The sequence below is a fragment of the Streptomyces sp. NPDC021020 genome (assembly GCF_044333285.1).
Lineage (GTDB): Bacteria > Actinomycetota > Actinomycetes > Streptomycetales > Streptomycetaceae > Actinacidiphila.
Window position 1 is genome coordinate 264,590 of record NZ_JBIRQQ010000001.1, and the last position, 23,174, is coordinate 287,763.

The window sequence follows — 23,174 nt, forward strand, 5'->3', positions numbered from 1 at the left end:
GTCCGTTCGGCTCCGCCGCGTTGCGGCGGAGGACCGGCGGGGGCGTGATGACTTGTTGCTGCCTACGTGGTGAGGCGATAGCGGGCCATCATGCAGTCGTCCTCGTGGTCGAGGATGTGGCAGTGCCAGACGTAGCCGCGCAGGGACCGGCCGTCCTGGGCCGCGAACGCGGCGTCCGGGTCGAAGCCGAGTTCGTCCGCGGAGGGGAATCGGACGAGCATACGGGTGACCATGCCCCACGGGCAGCGGACGGTGTCCTTCAGGCCGGCCTCCCACGCCTGCGGGGCCTGCGGGGTGCCCCGCAGGAAGGGGTCCGGGTCCGGTGCCCAGAAGGTGCCGGGCCGGGGGCGGGGGTTGCCGCGCAGGAAGTTCTTCAGGTCGAACGGCTGGCGGTTGACGATGCGCGCGCCGGCCAGGTGCAGGTGCATCGGGTGGTCCTGGAAGGAGGCGTTGACGATCTCCCACAGTTCCACGGTGCCCTGTTTGGGCATGAGGATCGGGCTGTCGTCGTAGTGGAGGTTGTCGAGCATCATGCTCGGCGGCCGCCGGGTGCCCCGCATCTGGGCGATGGAGACGACGCGGCGCCGGGTGGGGGCGGGCCAGTCGGGTAGACGTGCCGGCTGGTGGGTTCCGCCGCGCAGCCGTGCGGGCGGGGCGGTCCTGTGGCCGGGGCCGCCGGTCCCGATGAACCGCATGACGTAGGGAAGGGGCCGTGCGCCGGTGACGGCCCGGACGGAGGGGGCCAGTTCCTGGTCGTTGGTCAGGTCGACATGGGCACCGGCCGCGAGTCCGGAGAAGTCGGCCACCACGTCGACGCGCTCTGCGGGGGAGAGCCGCACCGAGGCGGTGCGCACCGGGGCGTCGAGCAGGCCGCCGTCGGTGCCGATGACCCAGAACGGCATCCTGTTGCCGAAGTACAGCTGGTAGGCGCGCAGGTTGGAGGCGTTCAGGATCCGAAAGCGGTAGTGGCCTCCGGCCACCCGCAGGTACGGGGAGACCGTGCCGTTGACCGTCATCCGGTCGCCGATCATGCCGCCGTCCCAGCGCCCTTGGGGCACCGAACGCAGCGTGCGGAAGTTCAGCGAGCCGTCGGAGTGGAACCTGCGGTCGGCGAGGATCAGCGGGATCTCGAACTCGCCGCTCGGCAGGCCGAGCGGATTGGCCGCGGTGCCCGTGTCGAAAGAGTCACGCAGAAGGTACGAACCCGCCAGCCCTGCCACCACGTTGAGCCGGGTGATACCCATCGCGTGGTCGTGGTACCAGAGGTGGGCCGCCTCCTGACCGTTCGGGTGGCGGTACGTCATCGCGCCGCCCGGGGTGAAGGTCTGTTCGGGGTGGCCGTCCATGCCGGGTGGGGTGACCGCGCCGTGAAGGTGGACCGACGCCCGGGGCCGGACGCGGTCCTGCTCGGAGGCGCCCTCCAAAGAGGGGTCGATGTCGGCAGCGAAGAGGTGCCGCCCCAGGCCGTTGGCGAAAGTGAGCGCGATCGGATGGTCGCGGTGCGCCTCGACCGTCGGTCCGAGATACGGCAGACCGCCGTAGGACCAGGTCGGCGCGATCCCCAGATCACGGTGGAAGCGGTGCCGGGCGGCAGCCGTCGCCAGCGTACTGTCACCCGACGACGTCGGCAGTACCGGCAGCGGGTCCACGAACGGCGTCAGCTCCGGCGAGGGGAAGGACAGCTCTCCCGCTCGGTCCGGTCCGGCCGCCCTGGCAACATCGGCCGAAGCCGTCCCCCCGCCGGCCAGGCTTGCGGAGCCCAGGACGCCGGCCGCGAGCAGGGAGCGACGGGACGGGGCTTGTGCCATGGGGTACCTCCTAGGGGGGCTCCGCACAGCCTCGGCGCTTCCCTGCTACCGCCGTCCGTGCCCCGCCCCTTTTGTCATGCGAACGGATGGCGGCCACCTGCCGAGCAACCAGGGCAACCGAGCGAGGGCAGATGGGCGTCTGTGGCCGACCGTGAAGGGCGCGGGAGTCTCCTGACCAGCCACCCCCAGCAGCCTGGGTGCCGCCCTTTCGGCTCAGTCGCGTTGCGGCAAGCCTGCCGGCATGGTGACTTATTCGTAGCTTAGGTCGCATTACGGACATGCGGTTCGGGGTGGGAGCGTCGCTGACGGGCGCGTCCGCCGGGTTCCTATGGGGCTTTGAGCTTCACCGCCCACGGCCGTTGCCCTCCGGGGCGACGGCCCGTCCCCGAAACGGATGGCTCATGCCGCCCTACTGCCTGCCACGCCGAAAGCCCTCGCTGCGCGCTGCCGAGCGCACCCTCGCCGGTGCCGGCGCCCTCACCCTGCTGGGTGCCGCCGCCCTGACCGGCCTGACGCCGGGTGTCAGCTCGGCCTCCAGCCACCGTGAGGCGCCGCTGATCGCGGGCGACCCGAAGGCCGACAACACCGACGTCTACGCCTTCACCAGCCCGGACAAGCCGGACACCGTGACGATGATCGCCAACTGGATCCCGTTCGAGGAGCCCAACGGCGGCCCGAACTTCTACCCGTTCGCCAACGACGCGCACTACAACATCAAGATCGACAGCAATGGCGACGGCAAGGCGGACACCACCTACACCTGGTCCTTCACCGACCATCTGCGCGACGGTGAGAACCAGTTCCTGTACAACACCGGCGTCGTCAACAACCTCAACGACACGACGCTCAACTTCCGCCAGACCTACACGCTCACCAGGACCGACGCGCACGGCAACGTCACGACGCTGCTGAGCGACGCGGTCGCGGCGCCCTCGAACGTCGGCAAGGCGTCGATGCCGGACTACGCCTCGCTGCGCAAGCAGGCCGTCACCCCGCTCCCCGGCGGCGGCCAGACCCTCGCGGGCCAGACCGCGGACCCGTTCTTCGCCGACCTGCGGATCTTCGACCTGCTCTACGGCGGCAACCTCAAGGAGAGCGGCCACGACACGCTCGCCGGCTACAACGTCAACACCATCGCCCTCCAGGTCCCCAAGAAGGACCTGGCCCTGGGCGGCGACGCCACCCGCAACCCCGTCGTCGGGATCTGGTCCACCACCGACCGCCAGGGCGCGGCGGTCACCGGGACCGCGAGCAAGGGCTCCGAGAGCGGCTCGGCCTCGTACGGCAGCAGCGGCGGCACGCGGAGCGCGGACGACGCCAAGGCCCCGGGCAAGGGCGGCGCCACCGGCTGGCACCAGGTCTCCCGGCTCGGCAACCCGCTGGTCAACGAGGTGGTCGTGCCGCTGAACTACAAGGACGCCTTCAACTCGATCAGCCCCGACGTGGACCACACCGTGACCCCGGTCGTGAACGCGGTCAAGAACCCCATCGTGCCCAAGCTCATCCAGAGCATCTACGGCGTCCCGGCGCCCGCGACCCCCCGCAACGACCTGGTGGAGATCTTCCTCACCGGCATCTGCAAGGCCTGCGGGCCCATCAAGGCCGACCTCAACTCCCAGCTCCTGAACACTGACGTGGACAAGAACAAGTTCACCGCGTCCGAGGAACTCCGGCTGAACATGTCGGTCCCGCCCACGGCGAACCCCAACAGGCTCGGCGTCCTCGGCGGCGACCTCCAGGGCTTCCCGAACGGCCGCCGGCTCAACGACGACGTCGTCGACATCGAGCTGCAGGCCCTCGAAGGCGCTGCACAAACCGGCAAGATCGTGCCCGCGCTCGCCGCCGGCGACGCGGTCAACACCCCGTACCGGCAGCCCGGCGCGACCTTCCCCTACGTGGCACTGCCCAACACCGCAGCGGTCAACCAGGCCGACTCGCTCCACCCCGACGGCGGCGTCGGAGCCGGGCTCGGCGGCACCGCTTTCAAGGGCCGTTCCCCCGTCGTGCCCGCGATCGCGGCCGGCGGCGGCGCGCTGCTGGTATGCGCAGGCGTGATGGCCCTGCGCCGGCGGCGCGCGGGCCGGATGTGACCGTCCCCGTCCCGCGCGGCTGCCCGCCCTCCGCACCGGAGGGCGGGCGGCCGCGCGCCCGCCGCCGGCTGCTCGCCTCTGCGGCCGTCGCCCTCGGCATGGCGCTCGCCGCCGCGGGGAGCTGCGCGCTGGCCATCCGGCCCGAACCGCGCGCCGCGGCCGACACGGGGACGCTGCCCACGGCCCGGCCGACCGTGTCCGCGGTCGCCCCCGCTCCGTCCGCGCCTCCGCCGACCCGGATACGTATCGCACGCCTCGCGCTCGACGACCCGCTCGTCGGGCTCGACGTGCAGCAGGACGGTCACCTCGCGGCACCGCAGGACCCCGCCCAGGTCGGCTGGTGGAGCGACGGCCCGCGGCCCGGTGACGAAGGCGCCGCGATAGTCGTCGGCCACGTCGACTCCACCACCGGACCCGCCGCGTTCTACAACGTCTCCTCGCTGCGCCCCGGCGACCGGATAACCATCGACCGCGGCGATCGCAGCCACGTCACCTTCACCGTCGAGGCGCTGCGCCAGTACGACAAGGACGCCTTCCCCGACAGCGTGTACGCGCTGACCGGCCCACCGTCCCTGCGCCTGATCACCTGCGGCGGAAGCTACGACCACGCGCGCGGCGGCTACCGCGACAACGTGGTCGTCTACGCCACCCTCGCCCCGCCCCGCCCCTCGCCCGCCCCCACCCGGAGCGCACCTTGACCCTGCACCTCCGCCGTCGCACGCACCGGCGCACCCTGCTGTCCGCGAGTGTCACCACGGTCCTGGGCGTCGGCCTCTTCCTCGCCGGCGGTCTCGGCCTCGCACCCTGGCAGACCGCCCCGGCCGGAACCGGTACCGGCCGGGGCGCCGAGGGCGCCGCCCCGGCCGCCGACCCGCTGGCCGCCGACATCACCGGTGTCCAGGCCCACCTGCGCCAGACCCCCGACGACGCGGTCGCGCTGGCCACCCTCGGCCTGGACTACGTCCAGCAGGCCAAGGCCACCGCCGACCCGACGTACTACCCCAAGGCCGAAGGCGTCCTCCAGCGCTCTCTGACGCTTGCTCCGGCGGACAACTTCACCGCGCTGGGCGGCATGGCCGCGCTCGAAGCCGGCCGACACCACTTCGCCGAAGCTCTGGCCTGGGCGAAACGCGCCGTCGCTGCCAACACCTACAACGCGTCCCTCTACGGCACCCTCGCCGACGCCTACACCCAGCTCGGCCGCTACTCCGAGGCCGCCGACGCCGTCCAGCACATGGTCGACCTGCGCCCCGGCGCACCCTCCCTGTCCCGCGCTTCCTACGTCGCGGAGCTACGAGGCGACATCGCCACGGCCCGCACCGACATGCAACGCGCCCTCAACGACGCGGCAGGACCCGCCGACCAGGCCTTCGCCTACTACTACCTCGGCGAACTCGCCTTCAACAACGGCGACCCCGGCACAGAACTGGCCGAAGCCGAAGCCGGGCTCCGCGTCGCCCCCACCTACACCGCCCTGCTCCAGGCCAAAGCCCACGCCGAAGCCGCCCTCGGCAGGACCGACGCCGCGATCACCGACCTCACCCAGGCCGTCCAGCGCGTCCCTCAACCCGAGTACGTCCTCCAACTCGGTGAGCTGTACCAGTCACTCGGCCGCACCGAGGAAGCCGACCAGCAGTACCAGGTCTTCCGAGCCGAGCAGAAGCTCTTCACCGCCAACGGCGTCGCACTCGACTCCGACGCCGCTCTCTTCGAAGCCGACCACGGCAGCGCCCGGCAGGCCCTGGCGATCGCCCGCCAAGGCCTCGCCACCCGCCCCTTCATGGACAGCCACGACGCCCTGGCCTGGGCACTCCACGCGAACGGCCAGGACCGCGAAGCCCTCACGGAATCCGACCAGGCCCTCGCCCAAGGCACCCGCAACGCCCTTTTCCACTACCACCGCGGAATGATCGAGCAGTCCCTCGGCGACACCACCGCGGCCCGCACCGACCTCACCCAGGCCCTCACCATCAACCCCCATTTCAACCCCCTGCACGCACCCCAGGCACAAGCGGCCCTCGCGACACTGCGATAGGAACAGAGAACACGGCTCAAGGCGGGCGTCACCCGACGCCCGGCCCCGCGGGGCAAATCGCCCACGCCGCCGACTTCTGCTACTCCGCCCTCACCGGGCGCGGTGACCGGCAGAGCCCCGGACTCCCAAGGCCGGTCAGCAGCAGCTCGACCTTCGAGCCCGCCCGAACGCCCCGCTCACCCACCGGCCGTCAGCGTTCGCCAACGACCGCGACGGGGCCTGGCTCGGGAACACGGCGGACGAAACCTGTTCCGGGCCACCCCGGCTTGCGCGGAGAAGTCCGCCATGAGCACCACGCGGTCGGCCGCGGTGTCGAACCCGAGTACCGGGTTGCCGTATCCGCCTTCGGCCGTCATCACCATCGGCTTGCTCAGCCGTCGGCCGAGCGGGTCAGGAACCCGCACAGGACGTTCACTCCTTCCTGGTCCTGTAGCTCCCGCAGGTCGACAGTCTTCCCCATAGGCGTGGCGCGCCAGGCGCTTCTCCGCGGAGGGCAGCGGGCCGGCCACACTGTTGACCGAGCACTTCCATGCCCATCCGCACGACCGGACGAGATCCAACACCGGGACCCAGCGTGTCAAGCGTGGGCGAGCTGCATACGGAGTGCGGCGTCGGCCCGGTCGACGGCCGCAGCTATGGCCCGCTCGTGGCGGGCAGGGAGGCGTCCCGCACCGACTCCCGCTCGCGCGACGGCGATGTGCAGGTCCCGTTTCTGACGGCCGGAAAGGTGCGTGCTCGTGGGGTGGCTGAGGAGTTCGCGGGCTGCGTGGGCGTCGAGGCGGGCCGTGGTGGTGGCGGCGTCGCGTAGTCGGCCGGCGCGGGGGTCGGACGGGTCCTTGACGAGTTCGAGCGCGCTCAGCGCCGCCCGCGTCTGGAACGCGGCCGTCTCCGGATCCGGGAGGTCCAGCAGTGCCTGCACCTGCTGGAGCGCGTGGTCGAGTTCGCCGTCCGGCAACCGCGCGCCCGGCGGGCCGCAGCAGACGCGCAGGAAGGCCCTGACGGCTTCCTCCCACGGCTCGCCGGCCGCGGAGGAGTCGATCAGGCGGCGGGCCTCGCCGTCGGGGCCGAGTTCCAACAGCGACATGACCTTGATCTGGCGGCCGTCCAACAGGCGGTTGCCGATGCCCCGGTGGGCGGCCATCGCTGCCGCGGCCTCCGTCCAGCGGCCGGTCCGCGCCAGCGCCCGTGCGCCGTCCGTCATGAGGGCGAGCCAGAGCTCGCGGACGATCCTGCGGTGGTCCGCATCCGAGGTGGTGAGGGCAGAGATGTCAACGGCGCGGCCGTGGATCTCGGCAGCGCCTCGGGCAACAGCGGCGCGGTGGAGCCGTTCGAGGACGTCGTAGGCGGAAGCGCCGTCGTCCGCGCGAGTCAGCAGGCGGGAGATGTTGATCAGGGGCATGAGCGCCATCGCTGCGACGTCGCCGGCGAGGCGCCCGGCGTCGGCGAAGGCGGCGTGCTGCCGCCAGCACAGCTCGGCCGCGAGCCCGGGCATGCCGACGTCGGAGGCGACGAGCGCGGACATGTTGAGGACGCCGCAGGTGCGGGCCACCGCGTCGTGGTGGTCCGCACCTGCGGGTGCGACGGCCGCCCGGGTGAGGTGGGCGATGCGCTCTTCCAGCGGTAACGCGGGTCTTTTGGGGCGGCGGACCAGCGGGATGCGGCGGGCTATCGCGGGGAGCATCGGCGGTCAGCTCTTGCGGGGCCAGTCGACGACGAGGCGGCTGTGCGCCTTGTCGACGACGAAGCGCGGTTCGGTGGGGACGAGTTGGTCGCGGGCGGCTCCGACAGCCATGCGGAAGGACGGTTCGGGGCCGTCGTTGCCCCAGCCGTCGTGCCACTCGCGGATCTCGGCCGCGACGTGGTTGGCTAGCTCGGCGCCGCCCGGACCGTGGCCGATGACGCCGATCGCCCCGAACCAGCCCTGCTCGTCCTCGCCGGTGGGCATGGTCAGGTAGGCCAGGCTGCCGCCGTCGAGCGCTGCCATGGAGCCCCAGAAGAAGTGCGGCTTGAAGCCGGGGCGCTGGCCCGGCATCCGCGACAGGCCGTTCGGCAGGACGCACGCGAGGTACAGGTACAGCCACTCGAAGGGCGCGCCCTTGCGGAACACCACGCCGGTGTCGACCTCGGTCGGGGGCGAGTCCAGAACCGTACGGATCGCGTTGCGGTCGACCTGCTGCTCGCTGAAGGTCTCCAGATGGACGTTGCCCTCACCGGCCAGGGGTACGACAGTGCGGAGATCGTCGCAGACGCCCTTGCGCAGGGGGATGAAGCTGGCCATCTCGCAGGAGACGGTCCGCCACGCGTCGCCGTCGCGCTCGAAGGCGAAGGAGCGGGAGATGCTGCCGCGGATGCGCATCGGCAGGACGAGGCGACCGCCGGGCGCGAGCTGGTCGAGGATCTTCACCGGTACGTCACCCGCGCCGACGGTGAACTGGATGCGGTCGTACGGCGCGTGCTCGGGCAGGCCCGCGGCGCCGTCACCGAGGACCGCCGAGACGTTCCGCGCCCCCGTCCCGGCGAGGGTCAACTCGGCTCGCTGGACGAGGTCTGCGTCGACGTCCAGCGTCCACACGTGCCCGTCGGGGGAGACGAGCTGCCCGAGCAGCGCGGCGTTGTAGCCGGTGGCGGCCCCCGCTTCGAGGACCCGGTCGCCCGGCTTCGCGCCGAGCTGCTCCAGCTGGATGGCGACGATCTGGGGCGCGGAGATGCAGGAGAGCACCTCGCCGTGCTCGCCGTGCTTGATCGGCGTGGCGTCCTCGGCGTAGGCGCCTTCGAGGTCGACGCCGGGGAGGAAGCGGTGACGTTCGACGGTCCGGAAGGCTTCGGTGACCTCGGGGGTGCGCAGGTGGCCGCTTTCGGTGAGGCGGTTCACGAGCGCTTCGCGCAGGGCGGCGGGGGTGGTGCTCTCGAGGGTCAGCGTCTTCTCCATTTCGGTGAGGCTAGAGGCGGTACGGGTCGGTGGGTGGGCTGCCACGTCGGTGTCAGCCTTTTCGGCGAAGGCGACGTGGTATCCCAGCCATGCCGTCGCGGCCTGCCGGTCGGCAGGCACTCCGGCGCGGTTGAAGGTGAAGATCGCGTGGTGGGCGAGTACGGCGCGCAGGCCCCGGGTCAGCAGTCCGTCAGAGGCGAGTTGCCTGAGCCGGCGCCCGGCACGCTCGAACGCGACGACGCGCTCTGCCCAACCGGGTTCGGGGTTCTGCCGGCGGGCGGCGTCCGCGGTCATGAGCCGCCGCATGGACTTCACAGCGCGGTCGAGCGTCGCGCCGGTGGGCGGAGTCGCGGGCGGTCGCAGGGCGGCAAGCTGCGCCCAGACGTCTCCGGCCTCGAAGTGGTCCTGCCCCGCGGCGCGGATCATGGCGGACAGCAACAGGACGGAGCGCTCGCGGCCCCCGGGGGTGCCGACCTGGTTCAAGGCGAAGAAGCTGTCCGAGCAGAACAGCTCGTGCGCGATACCCATGGCGTCGGGGCCGCCGAACGCGTGGGTCTCCGGTTCGTAGATGCCGCCGGTCCAGCCGCTGACGTGCCCGTCGGCGGCGAGTTTCTCCAGCAGGGTGGAGGCCGGGCGTTCGGTGCGCAGCCGCAGGCCGCCGTCCTTGCGGAGGAAGTGGAACCGCTGGCCGCGTAATCCCCCGTGCAGGGCTTTGGCACCCTCCGGGGTGACCCTGCCGCCGGGGAACGCCACGCTCGCATGCCAGCAGGTTGTCTCGTGGGCAATCGGGATCTTCTCGTCGTCGGTGTCCATGCGCGCCTCGGCGCTCCTCTCGGTTGGTGCGGGTCAAGTGATGAGCAGGGCCTTCGTCCAGCCCGTGGTGTCGGTGCCGTCCAGCGCGAGTTGTGCTCCCGCGCGGCCTTCGACGAGGCCCGGCACGGTTAGCCGCTCCAGCTCAGCGGTCAGGCGTTGGAGCAGGTCGTCGAGTAGGCGGGTGAAGCGCTCGGGCGTGGGGCTGTCGGCGGCGACGGCACGGGTGAGGGTCACCAGGCCTGCCCAGCCGTGGCAGAGCGAGGCGTCGGTGACGCGGGCGAGGTGAGGCGGAGCCGACAGGGTTCGTACGAAGGTGTCCTCCGCCGCCAGGCGGCGGCGCGGGTCGGCCAGGGCCAGTCCGGCGAGCTGTTGCGCGCGGGCGATCCCGGGCAGGCCGTAGCACCACGAGGGGCGGGCGGGAGCGGCTGGCGGAGGCTCGGCGGCGTCCAGGTGAGCGCGGGTCGTCCAGTAGGAGCCGCCGTAGGTGTTCAGCCAGGTCGCGATCGCCTCGATTGCCTCGTGCTGGCCGGGCACGAGGACGCCCTGTGCGGCGGCGAGGGAAAGCACGGCCAGGACACCGGCGATGCCGTGCGCCATGCCGTTGTTGCCGTGCCCGCCGGGCATCTCCTCACCACCGGGCCCGGCCGCGGACCACCACCCCGGCAACTGCCGTCCGTCGACCCGGACCTGCCTCGTCAGGGACACGAGGTAGGCCAGCACGTCCTCCGAGCGCCGGGACGCCGCCTCGCGGGTGAGCAGCAGCGCGCCGAGCCCGGCCAGGCCGCGGACGAGGTCGAACTCCGCGAGGTGCGGCAGTTCGCCGCGGTTCTGCCGCTCGCGGGCGGCGGCCAGCCGCGCGTCCACGATGCGATCGACTGTGGCTCGGACGTCGGGCCGGACCCGTCCCGTACGGCTGAGGACGAACTCCACCGCCGGGGCGCCGTGGAAGAGGGACGCGTTGCTGCCGGCACTGACGCCGCATGCCACGGCCTGGACCAGATGCTGATGTGCGACGGACAGGTCCCCGCGCTCGATGTGCAGCAGCGCAGCCCCGAGCGGGCCTTCGGACAGATCCTGCGTCCGGGCCGCCGCCGTCATGAGCACGCCGCCATGGGGACGACGATGCTGTGGGCGCGCCCGCCGATCCAGCCGTCCGCGTCCGGCGGCGGAGCCTCGTACAGGGACGCAGCACCGGTCGCGCTCCCGGCCAGGTGCGCGCGCAGCAGGTCCAGATGCATTCGCCGGCGCAGGTCGAGCGGGAGCTGCATGTCGTCCTCGGCCAGCAGCACACGGTTCGGCACCCCGAACCGGTCCCTCAACGCGTGTAACTGCCCGGTCCATTCGCCCAGTGGCACGGTACGGCCGGGCAGGTCCCGGGCCCGGATTTTCCACCGCGCGGGCACCAGGACGGTGCGCCGGTAGCGCAGCGCGGGGAGGACGGGCAGCGTCCAGGCCGCTCCCCAGTCGAACCAGGTCACCTGGGCTGCCCCCGCCCGGCTGATCTCGGCCAGGAACCGGACCAGCGGTGGCGTGCAGTTGTTCCACTGGAAGTTGATCGCGGTCGGGGCGAGCAGTTCGATGCGCGTGCCGGTGGCGGCCTCGGCGAGGTAAAAGCGGCCGTCGCGGGCGCCGACGGTCAGGTCGGCGGGGAACAGCACTCCGTCCTGACGGTGCCGGAATTCGCCGACGCTGAGCACCCGGGGCAGAACCTGCGGCGCTCGCGTCAGCAGGTCCAGCGGGACGCGGCCGGCATGGAAGGACAGCTCCACCAGCTCCGCCCCGTCCGTGACCGTCGGCAGATCCGTCCAGGCCGCGGTGGTGTCAGGGAACAGGTGCCAGAACCGCCCGGTCATCGTGCCGGCGCCGCGGGACACGGTCGAGACCTCCAGCCGGAAGTCGCCCCGGTCCAGGGCGGGCATCGAGCCGGACCGGACGTGCGCGCACAGTTCGAGGTGCGGCGCGACCATCCGACGCGTGCCCGCGGCGGCCTCCAGTTCCTCGATCACCCCATCGGCCAGCACCACTTCGCGGCGCCCTTCGGCGGCCGCCGTCCCTCCCAGCTCCAGCAGCAGCCGATCCCGCCGCGTCATCGTGCGAGGCGGCGCGTACACCCCGCCGAAGCCCGCCGGCAGCCCGAGGCCGCGCCCGGGATCGGTCACCAGCTCCAACGGCACCTCGACGCCCTCGCCGTAGCGGTCGACGAACTGCGCGGTGTAGTCGCGCCACACCTGGGTGCCCGCCGGATGCATCGCAAGCCGGGTGAGCACCGTCGCGGCCGTCTCAGCCTCCGTCAGCACCGCCCGGGGCAACCGTACGGTCGCGTCCAGCCGCAGATCCGTCGTGGGGCGGCTGCGCCGGACCTCGTCGCGCAGGTCAGGCGGAAGTACGTCGGCCGGGTCGGTGACGGTCGCGGGGGCGCGCAGCGAGGAGCGCAGGAGCCGTACGTGGAGGAGCTGCGCGAGCAGCCGGGCCCGAGCAGGCTGGGGCGTGCTCGGATACTCCGCTGCGAGCTTCTCTGCCAGGTCGGCGTACCGGATCGGCGTTCGTGCAGCGTCGAGGACCAGCGCGACCGCGGGCGACATCGCGAGCGAGAACTCCGCCGCCCCCTCGGACGGGACGACGACACGTCCGTCGTGGCGGCGCGCGAGGTTGTTGACGCACACCTCGATGTCGGCCATCCGCTCGCTGTTTGCCTCCCATCTGCTCACAGCCTCGTCCAGAACCACCGGATCAGGCCGGGTGACGGCCCGGTGCCGGTGCCCGACGCGCACCTCGGCCCCGGCGCCGAAGCAGAGCGGTGCGACCCCGGCGAACAAGCCGAACGGGGTGGAGCGGCCGGTGAACCGGATCGCGTACCGGGCGAGCGACAGGGCCGCGCGCCGCGCCCGGCGCGGCGTCACCGAGCCCCCGGAGACGATCGCCTCGACCTTGCTGGTGAGGTCGGGGCTGGTATCGCTCACCGCCTGCCGGAAAGCGCCATCCGTCCACACCGCGGTCAGCCACACACGCCAGTCGTCGACCTGCGCGTCCGCCCTCGGCCAGGACGGCAGGTCCGGGCCGACGACGTTCGCCGTGGCCCGCAGCATCCCGTCGCCGCCCTGGTAGAAGCTGGGTCGTGAGCGAGTCATCAGCTGCTCCCTTCTCATAGCGAGGTGCGTGCTGGGCGGAGGAGTCGCCCAGCACGCAGGGGCGGGCCTGCTACTCCACGGAGGAGCCGCCGCAGGCGCTCGGGCAGGACGATCCGCAGTTGTCGCCGGTGGTGCACATCAGCACCGACTCGCTGGCCGGGGTGTTCTCGATGAAGGCGATGTCGAGCTCGAACGGGTCGTCGGAGACCTGGGCGCTCGGCGCGGGAGCCGGGACCTGGGTAGCAGTGGTCATCTGTACGTCCTTCCTCTTGAGGGGTGGTGAACCTGACCTGCGCCTACGGGCGTGCAGGTCAGGGGTTCGTGATCTGACCGCAGCGGCAGGGGGCACCGATGGTGCACCGCCTGGTCACGGGACCTCCAGCGAGGCCGGGTCGTCGATGTCGAACGTGTGCCCGCCCGGGTGTCCCGCGAATTCGCAGCACGGCTCGCTGCCCCGTGCGCGCGGGCTGACCGCGCAGCAGTCGTCCCGCACCTCCAGAGCCTGGGGTAACTGCCCTTCGGCCCAGCTGGTCCAGACGGAGCCGGTGTCGCAGCCGTCGAGGTGCAGTACGAAGGCGTGGTGGTCGCCGGTGGCGTGAGCTCCGAGGGGACACCGGAGTTTCCGTTCCACGTCCTCCGCCCTGGCGCTGCCGGGAGTGGCGAAGGAGAGCGCCAACGCCGTGAGGTGCCGCGGGAGGAGAGCGCGCGCTCCGCAGACGGGAACTCGGGGGTGGGACTGGGCACGGGAGGTGTCCGACATCGGGCGGGAAGGTCCTTATGGGAGTGGAGTGCGGTGGTCGTGAGGGCCGTGGCTGATCAGCGTTCGGACGCAGAACAACACGGGCGGAAAGCCGACATCAGCGCGTCGGCCGGCTCGGGTCGGGCGGCGCTCGGGTGGAGGTGGCGGTCACGGCACGGGCCGCTTGACCGGGCGGACCCAGGTGACGCACCAGGTGCGCGTGCCGTCCTTGCTGACACCCCACGCATCCGCGAGCGCATCGACCAGGAGCAGGCCGCGACCGCTCTCCGCGTCGGAGTCCGCGGCGCGGATGCTCGGCCGGGCGGAGGACCCGTCCTCGACCTCGACGACGAGGAAGTCGCTGACCAGCACCAGGCGGAATACGACCTGCTGTTCGGCCCCGTACCGCAGGCCGTTGGTGACCAGCTCGCTGATCAGCAGCAGCGAGCTGTCGGCTATCGACGACAGACCCCAGAGGGACAGCTTGGCGCGGGCGATTCTCCGCAGCCGGGGTACCCAGGCGGCGGTGGCTTCAGCTACCTCGCCGCCGCGTGCCAAGGGCGCACGGTCGACCGTCAACGAGAGCATCTGCCGGACGCCCGGTAAGGCGTTCGCCGGGCTCCCCGCGCGCAGCTCGGCGAGGATCTCCAGGCCGGGGGCAACAGCAGCCATATCCCTCACCATTTCGGCAACTCGCGGGCGACGGCGCGGCTCACAGGCCGACGGCAGCCAACCCATCGTCAGGTTTCGTGCTGGCCCAACTACGGTGGCGCAGGCCCTCGTAGAGTTGCAACCGGATCGCCACTGAAATTTCTGTGCAACTCAAAAAAGGACTATTCGTGAGCTTGCGCAGGAGGATGTGGCGACGGCGCAGAGGATGCGACACTCTGCGCACAGTGGTAAAGAGCTTGCACAAGTGCTTGGGGGTAGTGCGCACATGGCAGCGAAACGCGGCGCGAGCGGCAGGCGGCTGGAGCTCGGCATCCAGCTCAAGCAACTCCGGGAGAACTGCCCGCCCGTCGAGGAGGGCCGAGCCCGCGGGATGACCCGCAAGGCGGCGGTACGCGGCCTCAAGGCGCTCTCCGAGCCGAGCCTTGCCAGGATCGAGAACGGCGAGCTGAACTTCCGGCGGAACCCGGGGGATCTGAGAACGCTGCTGAGGCGGTACGGCGTCACGGACGAGTCGCTCGTCGAGCAGCTGCTGGAGCTGAACCGCGAGAGCGCGAACGACGAGTGGCTGACGCAGTACCGCAGCTTCATGCCGACCGGGATGCCGCACTACGTCGGGCTCGAAGCCGAGGCCTCCGTGATCAGTGCCTACCACCCGACGGTCGTGTACGGCTTGCTCCAGACCGAGGCGTACGCCCGGGCGCTCTTCGAAGTGCAACGGCCCGTCGAGGACACCACGGCGGAGTTCGTACGCCGCAACGTCGAGCTGCGGATGGAGCGCAAGCGCCGGGTCCTGGACCGCGACGGCTCGGTCCGGCTACGCGTCATCCTCGGAGAAGCGGCGCTGAGGATTCCGGTCGGAGACGACGAGGTGATGCGCGAGCAGTACGCCGAGATCGTCAAGCTGGCCCGGCAGGACCACGTCTCGGTCCAGATACTGCCCTTCAAGCGGGGCTACCGATCGAGCAACGACTTCGCGATCATCGACCTCGGTGAGCTGCCTGCCCGCGTGCAGACGGACAATGCTTGGGGCGCGGTGTCGACGTCGGACAAGCCCCGCGAGGTCGATCGGTTCACTCGCCGGTTCGACGCGATGGTGGGCGTGGCCCTGGGCCTCGAAGACACCATCGACTTCCTGGAAGAACTAGCAAGAAGGTAGTAGAGCCATTAACACTCACGTTCCGGCCAACGAACTGCTTCCCGACGAGGCCTGGCGCAAGTCGTCCTACAGCGACGGCACGGGCAACAGCTGTGTGGAGTTCGCCGACGCGCTCGCTACTCTCGGCGGCATCGGAGTGCGCGACTCGAAGGACCCCAGCGGGCCGGCACTGACCTTCAGCGCTGACGCCTGGACCGAGTTCGTCGGGCTGGTCCGTACGGGCCGGGCCGACTTCGGCACAATCTGAGGCCCGACTGCGCTACGGGGCCGAGGCCGGCGCCGGGGGCCGGGCCGTACCCGCCGCCGGGGCGGCCGCCCCGTGCGCAGCCCCGAAGCCCGGGCCGCCCTCGCCCCAACCCCAGCCCGGTCGGCCCTCCCGGACCGGGTGCCCCGGGGGGCGGGATACCTCCGCTCGCGCGGAGGGGACCGGGCGGTGGGGTCACAGGGACCCATGCGCTGCGGCGCACCTCCGCCCGCGCGGAGAGGACGGTTCCCTCATCCCGGCGACGCGCCGCGACGGCGGAGCACCTCCGCTCGCGCGGAGAGGACGCCGCCCTCCACGTCCGCGCGGAGAGCTGGAGCGGAGCACCTCCGCTCGCGCGGAGAGGACAGGTAGGCGATGAGCGTGGGATCGGTGTGGAGCGGAGCACCTCCGCTCGCGCGGAGAGGACAGGCGCGGCCTGGTCGGCATGGTTGCCCGGTTCGGAGCACTTCCGCTCGCGCGGAGAGGACACCTGCTCCTTCTCCTCGTCGGAGGCGCCGGCCGGAGCACCTCCGCTCGCGCGGAGAGGACGCGCTGGACCATCCCTTGGTCATGGTCCTGCGCGGAGCACCTCCGCTCGCGCGGAGAGGACCGCCGAGCCTGCTCGATCGACCGCAGAACCTCCGGAGCACCTCCGCTCGCGCGGAGAGGACGGCAGCTCCGTACCGGTCGGCGCGACCACCCGGGGAGCACCTCCGCTCGCGCGGAGAGGACCCTTTTGACCTGCGGCGTTAGAGGGGCTTTGCACTTTCTTTGCTCGGCTCCAGCCGTATCTGGACGCTGCGAGCGCAGGTCGGATCGGGCCGGTACGTGGAACGTCAGCCTACGGCTGGGGCCGCCATGAGCACCAACGCGGCCGGCCGCGGGATCGCACCCAAGCACCGGCTTCCGTAGTCGCCTTCGGCCGCCATCACCACCGACTTGCCCAGACGGCGACCGAGCGTGGACAGGAACCGGCACAGCACCTTCACGCCTTCCCAACCCTGAAGTTCCCGGAGGCCGACATCGAAGTCGATCTCCTCGGCCGATGCCGGGCGGAAGAGCACCAGCCAGCCCAGTACAGAGCAGACGTGCAACGACACCACGGGCTTCAATGCAGCCTGCGTGCCCGTGGAGTTCGGCCTGCTCACCGCCGATGTGGGGAAGGCGTTCACCGCATGGCGGGGCAGCTTTCTGACGTCGGTGAGGAGTTGGCGGACATCGGGCTCTACTCGGTGGCGCTCGCTGAGATGAACGGGGTGGACCTCGACGCCGAGGTGGCGCGCGTGATCGAGAAGGGTGCCGGGCAGGCCGGCGACGGCTGAACCCGTACGCCCCGCCGCACGGGAGCGCGCCTGCCGGATTCGGCCACCAGAAGGCGCTGCACCGCCGGGATTCCGCCAAGTCGGCGCTCCCGCACAGAAGTGGGAGCGCCGACGGCCCCGTTCCCACCTTGCAGTGGGAGCAGGGCGCGGAGGTAGGGATTGCTGACCGCAAGGAGAGCGTCCCGACTACTCGTGAGGTGGGTGTGGCTATGGCGGTGCCTCCGCGGGCCTTATGGCCGTGCCGGACGCCGGCGTTGGTCGGCATCACCGTGGTCGCCGCGGTTGCCCTCGCAGGCTGCAACTCCACCGCGGATTCGCCCCCGGCCGGCAAGGACGTGACGCAGGCACCGGGCTCGTCCGCCGCCCGGTCGGCTGCGCCTACGGCCTCCGCGGACGCTGCCCGGCGCGCCGCCACCGCCGCGTATCTGGGGATGTGGCAGGACATGGCGGTCGCCGGCCGGACCTCGGACTGGAAGTCGCCGCTGCTCGCCACCTCCGCTCGCGCGGAGAGGACCTGGGGTTGGCGATCGCGGGCAGGTGCACGACCGGGACACCTCCGCTCGCGCGGAGAGGACGTCCACCGGCTCCACGAATTGGTCCTCAACGGCGGTACACCTCCGCTCGCGCAGAGAGGACGGTAGCTCGGGCCAGCCTGCGTATTCGTCGTTCGGGACACCTCCGCTCGCGCCAGAGGGCGTGCCCCGGCAGTTCCAACAGGAAAGTTCGCCGCAGGCGCAGTTGCGGCGCTGCCACCCCCACCGCCGGCCGGAAAACACTCCGCGGTCTGCGGCTTTCGAGAGCGTTTGCTCTCCTGATCTGGCCGGGGCTGCGCATGGCGTCAGTGTGCCAGAGGCAGGTAGTGGATTACGCCCAGGCTCGGCCGAGGAGCTCCGGTGCTCGACGTGGGAGAGACAGCCGACGTTCGGAGGTGGGACAACAAGACGGGCTGGTGGTTGTATCTGCCCGCGTAGTACTGGTAGATACGAATGGTATGTGAGCGGTGGCTCAAAATGGGGGAATTGTGGATCTTCGAGTGGTGTGGGGAAAGGCTGGGGTCGGGGGTCGGCCGCATCCGTTGATTTGTCACGCGTTGGATACTGCGGCCGTTACTGAGGTGCTGTTTGATGTGGCACCTGGGCCACATTGTCGTGAGGAGTTGTTGGCTGCGCTGGGGCCGTTGGGTGACGGGCGAGGGTGGGCTGCTGTGCTGTGCGGGTTGCATGACTTGGGGAAATGTTCTCCAACTTTTCAAGCCTTGCGGTCAGATTTGGCTAGGGATCTATTGCCGCGCGAGGTCGCTGCAGATGTTCTGTGGCAGGCGGAGAATCGAGGTCCGGGGAAGCGGGCGGACATTCATCACGGGATCCTGACGGCGTTGCACTTGAAGCGGATCCTGAGGGGGTGGGGTGCGTCGCTGCAGACGGCCAAGTCCATCGCCTGGGCGTTGGGAGGGCACCATGGGGTCGTTCCGCTGAGCGCCTCGGTGCAACAGGCGCGGTATGCGATCGGCGGCCGTGGCGGTCGATGGTGGGACGCGGCGGTCGAGTCCCTGGTAGCCCATGTGGCAGATCTGTGGGGCTTGCCCGACCCGAAAGGGCTGCCCTGGGGTGAGGTGAGGTTGAGCCCGCAGGCCGTTGTGACTCTGGCGGGTCTGGCGTCGGTGAGCGATTGGATCGCTTCGGCACGTCCGCAAGAGGACTACGCCGGTAGCGGGGTTGATCTGTCAGGTTATGTCGCCCAGGCCCGGCGCGTGGAGTTCGCAAAAGTGTCCGCTCTGCGGTGGTCGCCCTGGACTGCCCCAGGCAACACCGAGTTTGCATCTCTGTTCCGCACGGTTCGCCGCCCTTTTCCCGTGCAATTGCTGGTGGAGCGTGCTGTGGCCGGTATGCAGGGGCCGGGCATCGTGGTGGTCGCTGCGCCCACAGGGGAAGGGAAGACAAAAGCTGCTCTGCAGGCGGCGGCAACATTCGTAAGGGTGCTTGGGTTGCGCGGCTTCTACGTTGCTATGCCCTCGCGGTTGACCAGTAACCAGGTGTATGACATCACCGAAGAATTCCTGTCCGATAATGGTGGCGGCGCAGCGCTTCGGCTATTGCATGCGGCGGCGCAGGAGTACCTGAAGGGACGCAGCGAAGATGCGCCCCTTGTTCCGCGTGATGTGGACGCTGACGGGCAAGGCGACGGGGAGGGTCTGGCTGGCGAGTGGTTCGCGGGTAAGAAGGGACTTCTTGCCCCGCTGGGGGTGGGGACCGTGGACCAGGTGCTGATGGCGGGACTGCGTTCCACGCATGTATTCGTACGGCTGCTGGGCCTCTCTGGAAAGGCTGTAGTCCTTGACGAGGTGCACGGGTACGACGTGCACATGTCGGCGCTGCTTGACCGGGTGGTGTGGTGGTTGGGACTGATGCGTGTACCGGTGGTTCTGTTGTCGGCGACGCTGCCATGGAAGCGGCAGCAGGAACTCGTCGCGAGCTGGCAGGCTGGTGCTCTCGGCGACGTAGGGCAGCCGGGGCTTCCAGCCGTCGTCGGGTCGGCGGCCTACCCGCGGGTGGTGTGGGCGGACTCCAGCGGGACTCCAGCGCGAGTAGCTGCTGTGGACGCATCCGAGCTGAATCAGGACCGTGCGGTGCGTATTGTGCGGGTGCCGTTCCAGGGACATGCGGTGTGGGCGCTGGAGCAGGCGCGTGAAGGGCAGTGCGTGGCGGTGGTGCACAATCTGGTGCGGTGTGCCGTGGATGCTTATCTGGAGCTGGCCGAAGCTGTCGCCGAACTTCCTGAGGACGAGCGGCCCGAGTTGGTGCTGCTGCACGGTCGTTTGACCGCGGCGGAGCGAACGGCTGCTGAGGCGGTGGTACGCGCGAAGTTCGGGCAGCGGGGCGAGAGCGGGGAAGATTCTCGGCCGAAGCGGGCCATCGTGGTCGGTACTCAGTTGCTGGAACAGGGCATCGATGTGGATTTCGATGTGATGGTCAGCGCCCTTGCACCGGTGGACAGCCTTATCCAGCGCATGGGCCGGATCCAGCGGCACAGCAGGCGCCGCCCCTTGGTGCTCGCGCTGACAGGCGTGGAGGACGCGGGTCGCAAGGTGGTCTTCCCGCCGTACACCACGTCGGTGTACGACGAGTTGGTGCTGTTGCGGACCTGGGCGGTCCTGCGTGACCGTGAGCGCGTGAACTGTCCCGGTGATGTGCAGGAGTTGGTGGACTCGGTCTACGGTGACGCCCAGGTGCCCTGTCCACCGGAATGGCGTAGCCAGTGGGGGCGAGCCGCTGCGGTGCATGACCGTCGGCGGCGCCGGCATGAGAGTGAGGCGGTCTGGCTGCGGCTGCCCCAGCCCAGAAGGGACCTGCAGGTCGAGGAGCTGACCCAGCGTCCAGGGAGCGCTCGTCGGACTCGGATCCAGAGCGGCAAACCCGTGCAGTGATGAGGAGGAGAGATGGAGGACGGCGCGCTGCCGTTGCCTGAACCATCAGGTCCGTCCGTCGACGTGGTGGTGATGCACCAGGTGCCCGGTACGACTGCGGCTGTCCCGCACGGGGGCGGCCACCGAGTCGATCTGGGCCAGCTGGGACCGCTGTCGCAGGACGTGGTGAACATGCTGCGGGACTCAATGATCTCCCTCCAGGCCGGCGGCGACGTCCCTCCCGCAGTGATTGAGGAATTGAAAGGTCTGCCGGTTCCTGAGCTGTTCCGCGGCTCGCCGTGGCTGCGCCGGGCGCGGGCGCTGGTTCTCATGGACGGACGGGCCCGGGTCGCCGGAGCGGCTGTGGGCTACCGGGCGGGGCTGGGGCTGTGGGTGGCGGAGGATACCGTGAGCGACGGTGCATGAGCAGTACTTGGGAGGTCCGGGCCGTGATTGTCAGTGTCATCTGCAAGACTCACGTGCCGTGACGCTTGGTTGTGTCGAGGGGAATTGTGAGTTTCGATCTGCTCCATGAGGCGTGGTTGCCGGTGGTGACCTGTGACGGCGATTCAGCTGAGTTAGGACTGCGCCAGGCCTTGGTCGAGGCGGGCAGGATTCGCCGGTTGGCGGGGGAGACCCCGACAGTGACAGCCGCGCTGCACCGCTTGATCCTGGCGTTGGTGCATCGGGCTTACGGACCTGCCGGTCCTGAGGAATGGGCAGAACTGTGGGAGAGCCCCTTGGGACTGCCCGCCGGACCGCTCGACGACTACATCGCCCTCCATCCCGGGGCCTTTGATCTGCTGCACCCGCAGGTGCCCTTCCTGCAGTGCCCTCACCTGCAGACACTTGCCCCGGCAACCACCTCGAAGATCGTCGCGTTCCGGGCGACTGGAAGCAATCGCACGCTGTTCGACCACACCACCGCAGAGGATCGTCCGGAGCTGTCGCTGGCGCAGGCAGCGCGCTGGCTGGTGACGACGCTTGCCTTCGACACCTCCGGCACCAAACAGCCGTTCACCAGAGTCCGTACTGCTCAGGGCGGGTTGGCCAACCGATTTGCCACTGCCCTGGTCGAGGGCCCAACGCTGCACCAGACATTGCTGCTGAATACCGTGCCCTACTCCCCTGATGCCGAGCTTCCGCTGGGTACCACGAGTGAGGACCGGCCCGCGTGGGAGGTGCTGCCGCCCGGTCCGGAGCCTGATGAGCGGGCGCCGTACGGCTGGACGGACGTGCTCACCTGGCCGTCGCGGCGCCTGCTGCTGCACACCCGGCAGGAGGCGGGGGCAACGGTTGTCGACGGTGTTGTCCTCACCCCTGGTACAGACCTGGTCGCAGAACTGGACCGTGTCGAATTGATGGCAGGCTTCCGCCGCCCGTGGCTTAAAGGCAATCAGCAGGGCCGGATGCAGCCGGTGGCTCTCGACGAATTGCGCGGCATCTGGCGGCACAGCCAGGACCTGCTGCTGTCCAGCGACCCGCGATGGTGGAACACCTTCAAGGCTAAACTCCGCTCCCGCGGGGCGCTGCCCGCAGAGGAGCCCCAGCGCCAGCGCCCGGCTGCTCTTGATCACATTGCCGAGCGCGTCGAGGATGGTCTGATCCCAGAAGACACGGTGTACACCCTGCGGGCCTTCGGCCAGCGTCTGGGTGATCAGGGCGGAGACACCTACTTCTGGCAGGAGGAGTCGGTGCCGGCTCCCGTGGCGCTGATGCGTGCGGATAGCGCCCGGATCGGCTACCTCCTCGGCTACGCCGTATCTCTCGCCGACGACCTCGGTGAAGCCTTGGCAATGATGCAGCGCGACTACTACACCGCCTTCCACGGCCAGCGCCCCGCGGCACGAGGCCGCCAACAGCCCACACCCTCCGAGAACGCAACCCGTTACTGGCCCCGCCTGGCGGCACCGTTCGGGAGTCTCCTGCGCGAGCTGGGAACCGCGGTCGTCACCGGCGACAGCGAGACCGCTCCACTGGAGCGATGGGAAAGGGACACCGTGGAGCTTGCCGACCGTGCGGCACGCCGCTGGCTGGACGGCGCACCACGCCGCGACCGCCTCGTTCTGGCAGCCGCATCCTGCTGGGACGCCTATGAGGAACGACGTCAGGAACTCGTTCGGATCTACCGCAGCGGTCTGGCCGCCTATAGCCCACCGCAGGAAGGCCACGGCTCATGACGGACACCGAAGATTCCACCGCTCCCCTCACCCGCAGGCAGCGGCGGGCGGCATTTGTCACTCACCTCTACCGGCTCCAGCGCGACCTGTCCTCGCCGAACCGCCACGCCGCGTCCGAAGCCCGTCGGCAACTGGCCGTGCTACGCCGTGCATCTGGCGGTCTGCGCTACGAAGCCCAGCGCTACGACATCCTCTTCGTATTCGACCCACCACGTGACGAAGAGGCCGTCTGGCTGACCGCTGCAATGCTGTTTGCCCAGAAGCCGCATCCGCGGCCCGTCGGGCCGTGGAGCAGAGCCTCGATCGGCACAGCCATGGGCCTGCTCGCTCAGCAGCGCCAGGCATCGGTGGCGCGACGATTCACGCAACTGGTGTCGGTGGATACCGCGAGCCTGGCGCATTACCTCAGGCAGGCGCTGCAACTTGTCGGCGGGGCGACAACAGGAGTGGACTTCTACCGGCTCCTGGACGATCTGGTGGACCTGCTAGGCGACGACCACACCATCGTCGGCGAGGACAACCGCACTCGGATCCGACTGGAATGGGCTCGCGACTACAGCCGGGCTCTACGCGGCAGACCAGGCCGTCAGGTCCCACGGCCCGGGCCGCCTGCGCCGGCGGAAGTCAACGCCGCCCCCTCGTCAGACTGACCTTC

General features: G+C 70.3%; 19 protein-coding genes and 1 CRISPR repeat array. Of the genes, 10 read left to right on the top strand and 9 right to left on the bottom strand.

What is annotated here, in order from left to right; translation table 11 throughout:
* Positions 1-62: 62 nt before the first annotated feature.
* Positions 63-1,808, bottom strand: a complete 1,746-nt coding sequence (locus ACH4SL_RS01180; protein WP_398441202.1) for a multicopper oxidase family protein — start codon at positions 1,806-1,808, stop codon at positions 63-65.
* A gap of 401 nt (positions 1,809-2,209) precedes the next feature.
* Here ACH4SL_RS01180 and ACH4SL_RS01185 point away from each other — a divergent pair, with 401 nt between their 5' ends.
* The 3 genes from ACH4SL_RS01185 to ACH4SL_RS01195 are packed head-to-tail and all read left to right on the top strand — an operon-like array spanning position 2,210 to position 5,933.
* Positions 2,210-3,898: a DUF4331 domain-containing protein gene (locus ACH4SL_RS01185; protein WP_398441203.1), complete on the top strand. Its 1,689-nt coding sequence runs from the start codon at positions 2,210-2,212 to the stop codon at positions 3,896-3,898.
* Complete coding sequence (locus tag ACH4SL_RS01190; protein ID WP_398441204.1) at positions 3,895-4,596, top strand: class F sortase; 702 nt, start codon at positions 3,895-3,897, stop codon at positions 4,594-4,596. Before ACH4SL_RS01185 ends, ACH4SL_RS01190 begins: the two co-directional genes overlap by 4 nt.
* Positions 4,593-5,933: a tetratricopeptide repeat protein gene (locus ACH4SL_RS01195; protein ID WP_398441205.1), complete on the top strand. Its 1,341-nt coding sequence runs from the start codon at positions 4,593-4,595 to the stop codon at positions 5,931-5,933. The genes ACH4SL_RS01190 and ACH4SL_RS01195 overlap by 4 nt, the downstream gene beginning before the upstream one ends.
* A 577-nt stretch (positions 5,934-6,510) precedes the next feature.
* Here ACH4SL_RS01195 and ACH4SL_RS01200 read toward each other — a convergent pair.
* From ACH4SL_RS01200 to ACH4SL_RS01230, 7 genes are all read right to left on the bottom strand, one after another.
* Positions 6,511-7,614 (bottom strand): hypothetical protein, encoded by a 1,104-nt coding sequence (locus ACH4SL_RS01200; protein ID WP_398441206.1) that lies wholly within the window; start codon positions 7,612-7,614, stop codon positions 6,511-6,513.
* A 6-nt stretch (positions 7,615-7,620) separates the two neighbouring features.
* Positions 7,621-9,675: a methyltransferase, FxLD system gene (gene fxlM / locus ACH4SL_RS01205; RefSeq protein WP_398441207.1), complete on the bottom strand. Its 2,055-nt coding sequence runs from the start codon at positions 9,673-9,675 to the stop codon at positions 7,621-7,623.
* 33 nt (positions 9,676-9,708) lie between these two features.
* Positions 9,709-10,773 (bottom strand): lanthionine synthetase C family protein, encoded by a 1,065-nt coding sequence (locus ACH4SL_RS01210; RefSeq protein WP_398441208.1) that lies wholly within the window; start codon positions 10,771-10,773, stop codon positions 9,709-9,711.
* On the bottom strand, positions 10,770-12,803 hold the full coding sequence (locus ACH4SL_RS01215) for a lantibiotic dehydratase family protein (RefSeq protein WP_398441209.1): 2,034 nt from the start codon (positions 12,801-12,803) through the stop codon (positions 10,770-10,772). Before ACH4SL_RS01215 ends, ACH4SL_RS01210 begins: the two co-directional genes overlap by 4 nt.
* A gap of 70 nt (positions 12,804-12,873) precedes the next feature.
* Complete coding sequence (locus ACH4SL_RS01220) at positions 12,874-13,056, bottom strand: FxLD family lanthipeptide (protein ID WP_398441210.1); 183 nt, start codon at positions 13,054-13,056, stop codon at positions 12,874-12,876.
* Positions 13,057-13,170: 114 nt separating this feature from the next.
* The gene (locus ACH4SL_RS01225; RefSeq protein WP_398441211.1) at positions 13,171-13,434 is read right to left on the bottom strand and encodes a hypothetical protein; all 264 of its coding nucleotides are present in this window, start codon (positions 13,432-13,434) and stop codon (positions 13,171-13,173) included.
* A 276-nt stretch (positions 13,435-13,710) separates the two neighbouring features.
* Entirely contained in the window at positions 13,711-14,214 is a 504-nt protein-coding gene (locus ACH4SL_RS01230) for an ATP-binding protein (protein ID WP_398441212.1), read from the bottom strand.
* Between the two features lie 265 nt (positions 14,215-14,479).
* On the opposite strand from ACH4SL_RS01230, the gene ACH4SL_RS01235 reads away from it, so the two are divergent.
* Positions 14,480-15,370 (top strand): helix-turn-helix domain-containing protein, encoded by an 891-nt coding sequence (locus ACH4SL_RS01235; protein ID WP_398441213.1) that lies wholly within the window; start codon positions 14,480-14,482, stop codon positions 15,368-15,370.
* Between the two features lie 34 nt (positions 15,371-15,404).
* A complete protein-coding gene (locus ACH4SL_RS01240) occupies positions 15,405-15,617 on the top strand; it encodes a DUF397 domain-containing protein (protein WP_398441869.1) in 213 nt (70 codons plus the stop codon).
* Between the two features lie 151 nt (positions 15,618-15,768).
* Positions 15,769-16,346: a CRISPR direct-repeat array (repeat unit 29 nt; unit sequence CGGAGCACCTCCGCTCGCGCGGAGAGGAC).
* Between the two features lie 104 nt (positions 16,347-16,450).
* Here the strand turns inward: ACH4SL_RS01240 and ACH4SL_RS01245 are convergent.
* Complete coding sequence (locus ACH4SL_RS01245; RefSeq protein ID WP_398441214.1) at positions 16,451-16,786, bottom strand: hypothetical protein; 336 nt, start codon at positions 16,784-16,786, stop codon at positions 16,451-16,453.
* Positions 16,787-16,789: 3 nt separating this feature from the next.
* On the opposite strand from ACH4SL_RS01245, the gene ACH4SL_RS01250 reads away from it, so the two are divergent.
* The 5 genes from ACH4SL_RS01250 (at position 16,790) to casB (ending at position 23,169) form a co-directional block, all read left to right on the top strand.
* A complete protein-coding gene (locus ACH4SL_RS01250) occupies positions 16,790-16,936 on the top strand; it encodes a hypothetical protein (RefSeq protein ID WP_398441215.1) in 147 nt (48 codons plus the stop codon).
* Positions 16,937-17,972: 1,036 nt separating this feature from the next.
* Positions 17,973-20,360, top strand: a complete 2,388-nt coding sequence (gene cas3, locus ACH4SL_RS01255; protein WP_398441870.1) for a CRISPR-associated helicase Cas3' — start codon at positions 17,973-17,975, stop codon at positions 20,358-20,360.
* 12 nt (positions 20,361-20,372) lie between these two features.
* Complete coding sequence (locus tag ACH4SL_RS01260; protein WP_398441216.1) at positions 20,373-20,765, top strand: hypothetical protein; 393 nt, start codon at positions 20,373-20,375, stop codon at positions 20,763-20,765.
* Positions 20,766-20,851: 86 nt separating this feature from the next.
* Positions 20,852-22,519 (top strand): type I-E CRISPR-associated protein Cse1/CasA, encoded by a 1,668-nt coding sequence (gene casA, locus ACH4SL_RS01265; protein WP_398441217.1) that lies wholly within the window; start codon positions 20,852-20,854, stop codon positions 22,517-22,519.
* On the top strand, positions 22,516-23,169 hold the full coding sequence (gene casB, locus ACH4SL_RS01270) for a type I-E CRISPR-associated protein Cse2/CasB (protein ID WP_398441218.1): 654 nt from the start codon (positions 22,516-22,518) through the stop codon (positions 23,167-23,169). The genes casA and casB overlap by 4 nt, the downstream gene beginning before the upstream one ends.
* The last annotated feature ends 5 nt before the right edge of the window (positions 23,170-23,174 follow it).

What these genes read in the sequence shown, in the direction of transcription:
- ACH4SL_RS01230 (WP_398441212.1), bottom strand. Translation starts at nt 14,214, where the DNA reads ATGGCTGCTGTTGCCCCCGGCCTGGAGATCCTCGCCGAGCTGCGCGCG.
- ACH4SL_RS01250 (WP_398441215.1), top strand. Translation starts at nt 16,790, where the DNA reads ATGGCGGGGCAGCTTTCTGACGTCGGTGAGGAGTTGGCGGACATCGGG.
- ACH4SL_RS01185 (WP_398441203.1), top strand. Translation starts at nt 2,210, where the DNA reads ATGCCGCCCTACTGCCTGCCACGCCGAAAGCCCTCGCTGCGCGCTGCC.
- ACH4SL_RS01220 (WP_398441210.1), bottom strand. Translation starts at nt 13,056, where the DNA reads ATGACCACTGCTACCCAGGTCCCGGCTCCCGCGCCGAGCGCCCAGGTC.
- ACH4SL_RS01215 (WP_398441209.1), bottom strand. Translation starts at nt 12,803, where the DNA reads ATGACTCGCTCACGACCCAGCTTCTACCAGGGCGGCGACGGGATGCTG.
- ACH4SL_RS01235 (WP_398441213.1), top strand. Translation starts at nt 14,480, where the DNA reads ATGGCAGCGAAACGCGGCGCGAGCGGCAGGCGGCTGGAGCTCGGCATC.
- ACH4SL_RS01200 (WP_398441206.1), bottom strand. Translation starts at nt 7,614, where the DNA reads ATGCTCCCCGCGATAGCCCGCCGCATCCCGCTGGTCCGCCGCCCCAAA.
- ACH4SL_RS01180 (WP_398441202.1), bottom strand. Translation starts at nt 1,808, where the DNA reads ATGGCACAAGCCCCGTCCCGTCGCTCCCTGCTCGCGGCCGGCGTCCTG.
- casB (WP_398441218.1), top strand. Translation starts at nt 22,516, where the DNA reads ATGACGGACACCGAAGATTCCACCGCTCCCCTCACCCGCAGGCAGCGG.
- ACH4SL_RS01260 (WP_398441216.1), top strand. Translation starts at nt 20,373, where the DNA reads ATGGAGGACGGCGCGCTGCCGTTGCCTGAACCATCAGGTCCGTCCGTC.
- fxlM (WP_398441207.1), bottom strand. Translation starts at nt 9,675, where the DNA reads ATGGACACCGACGACGAGAAGATCCCGATTGCCCACGAGACAACCTGC.
- ACH4SL_RS01210 (WP_398441208.1), bottom strand. Translation starts at nt 10,773, where the DNA reads ATGACGGCGGCGGCCCGGACGCAGGATCTGTCCGAAGGCCCGCTCGGG.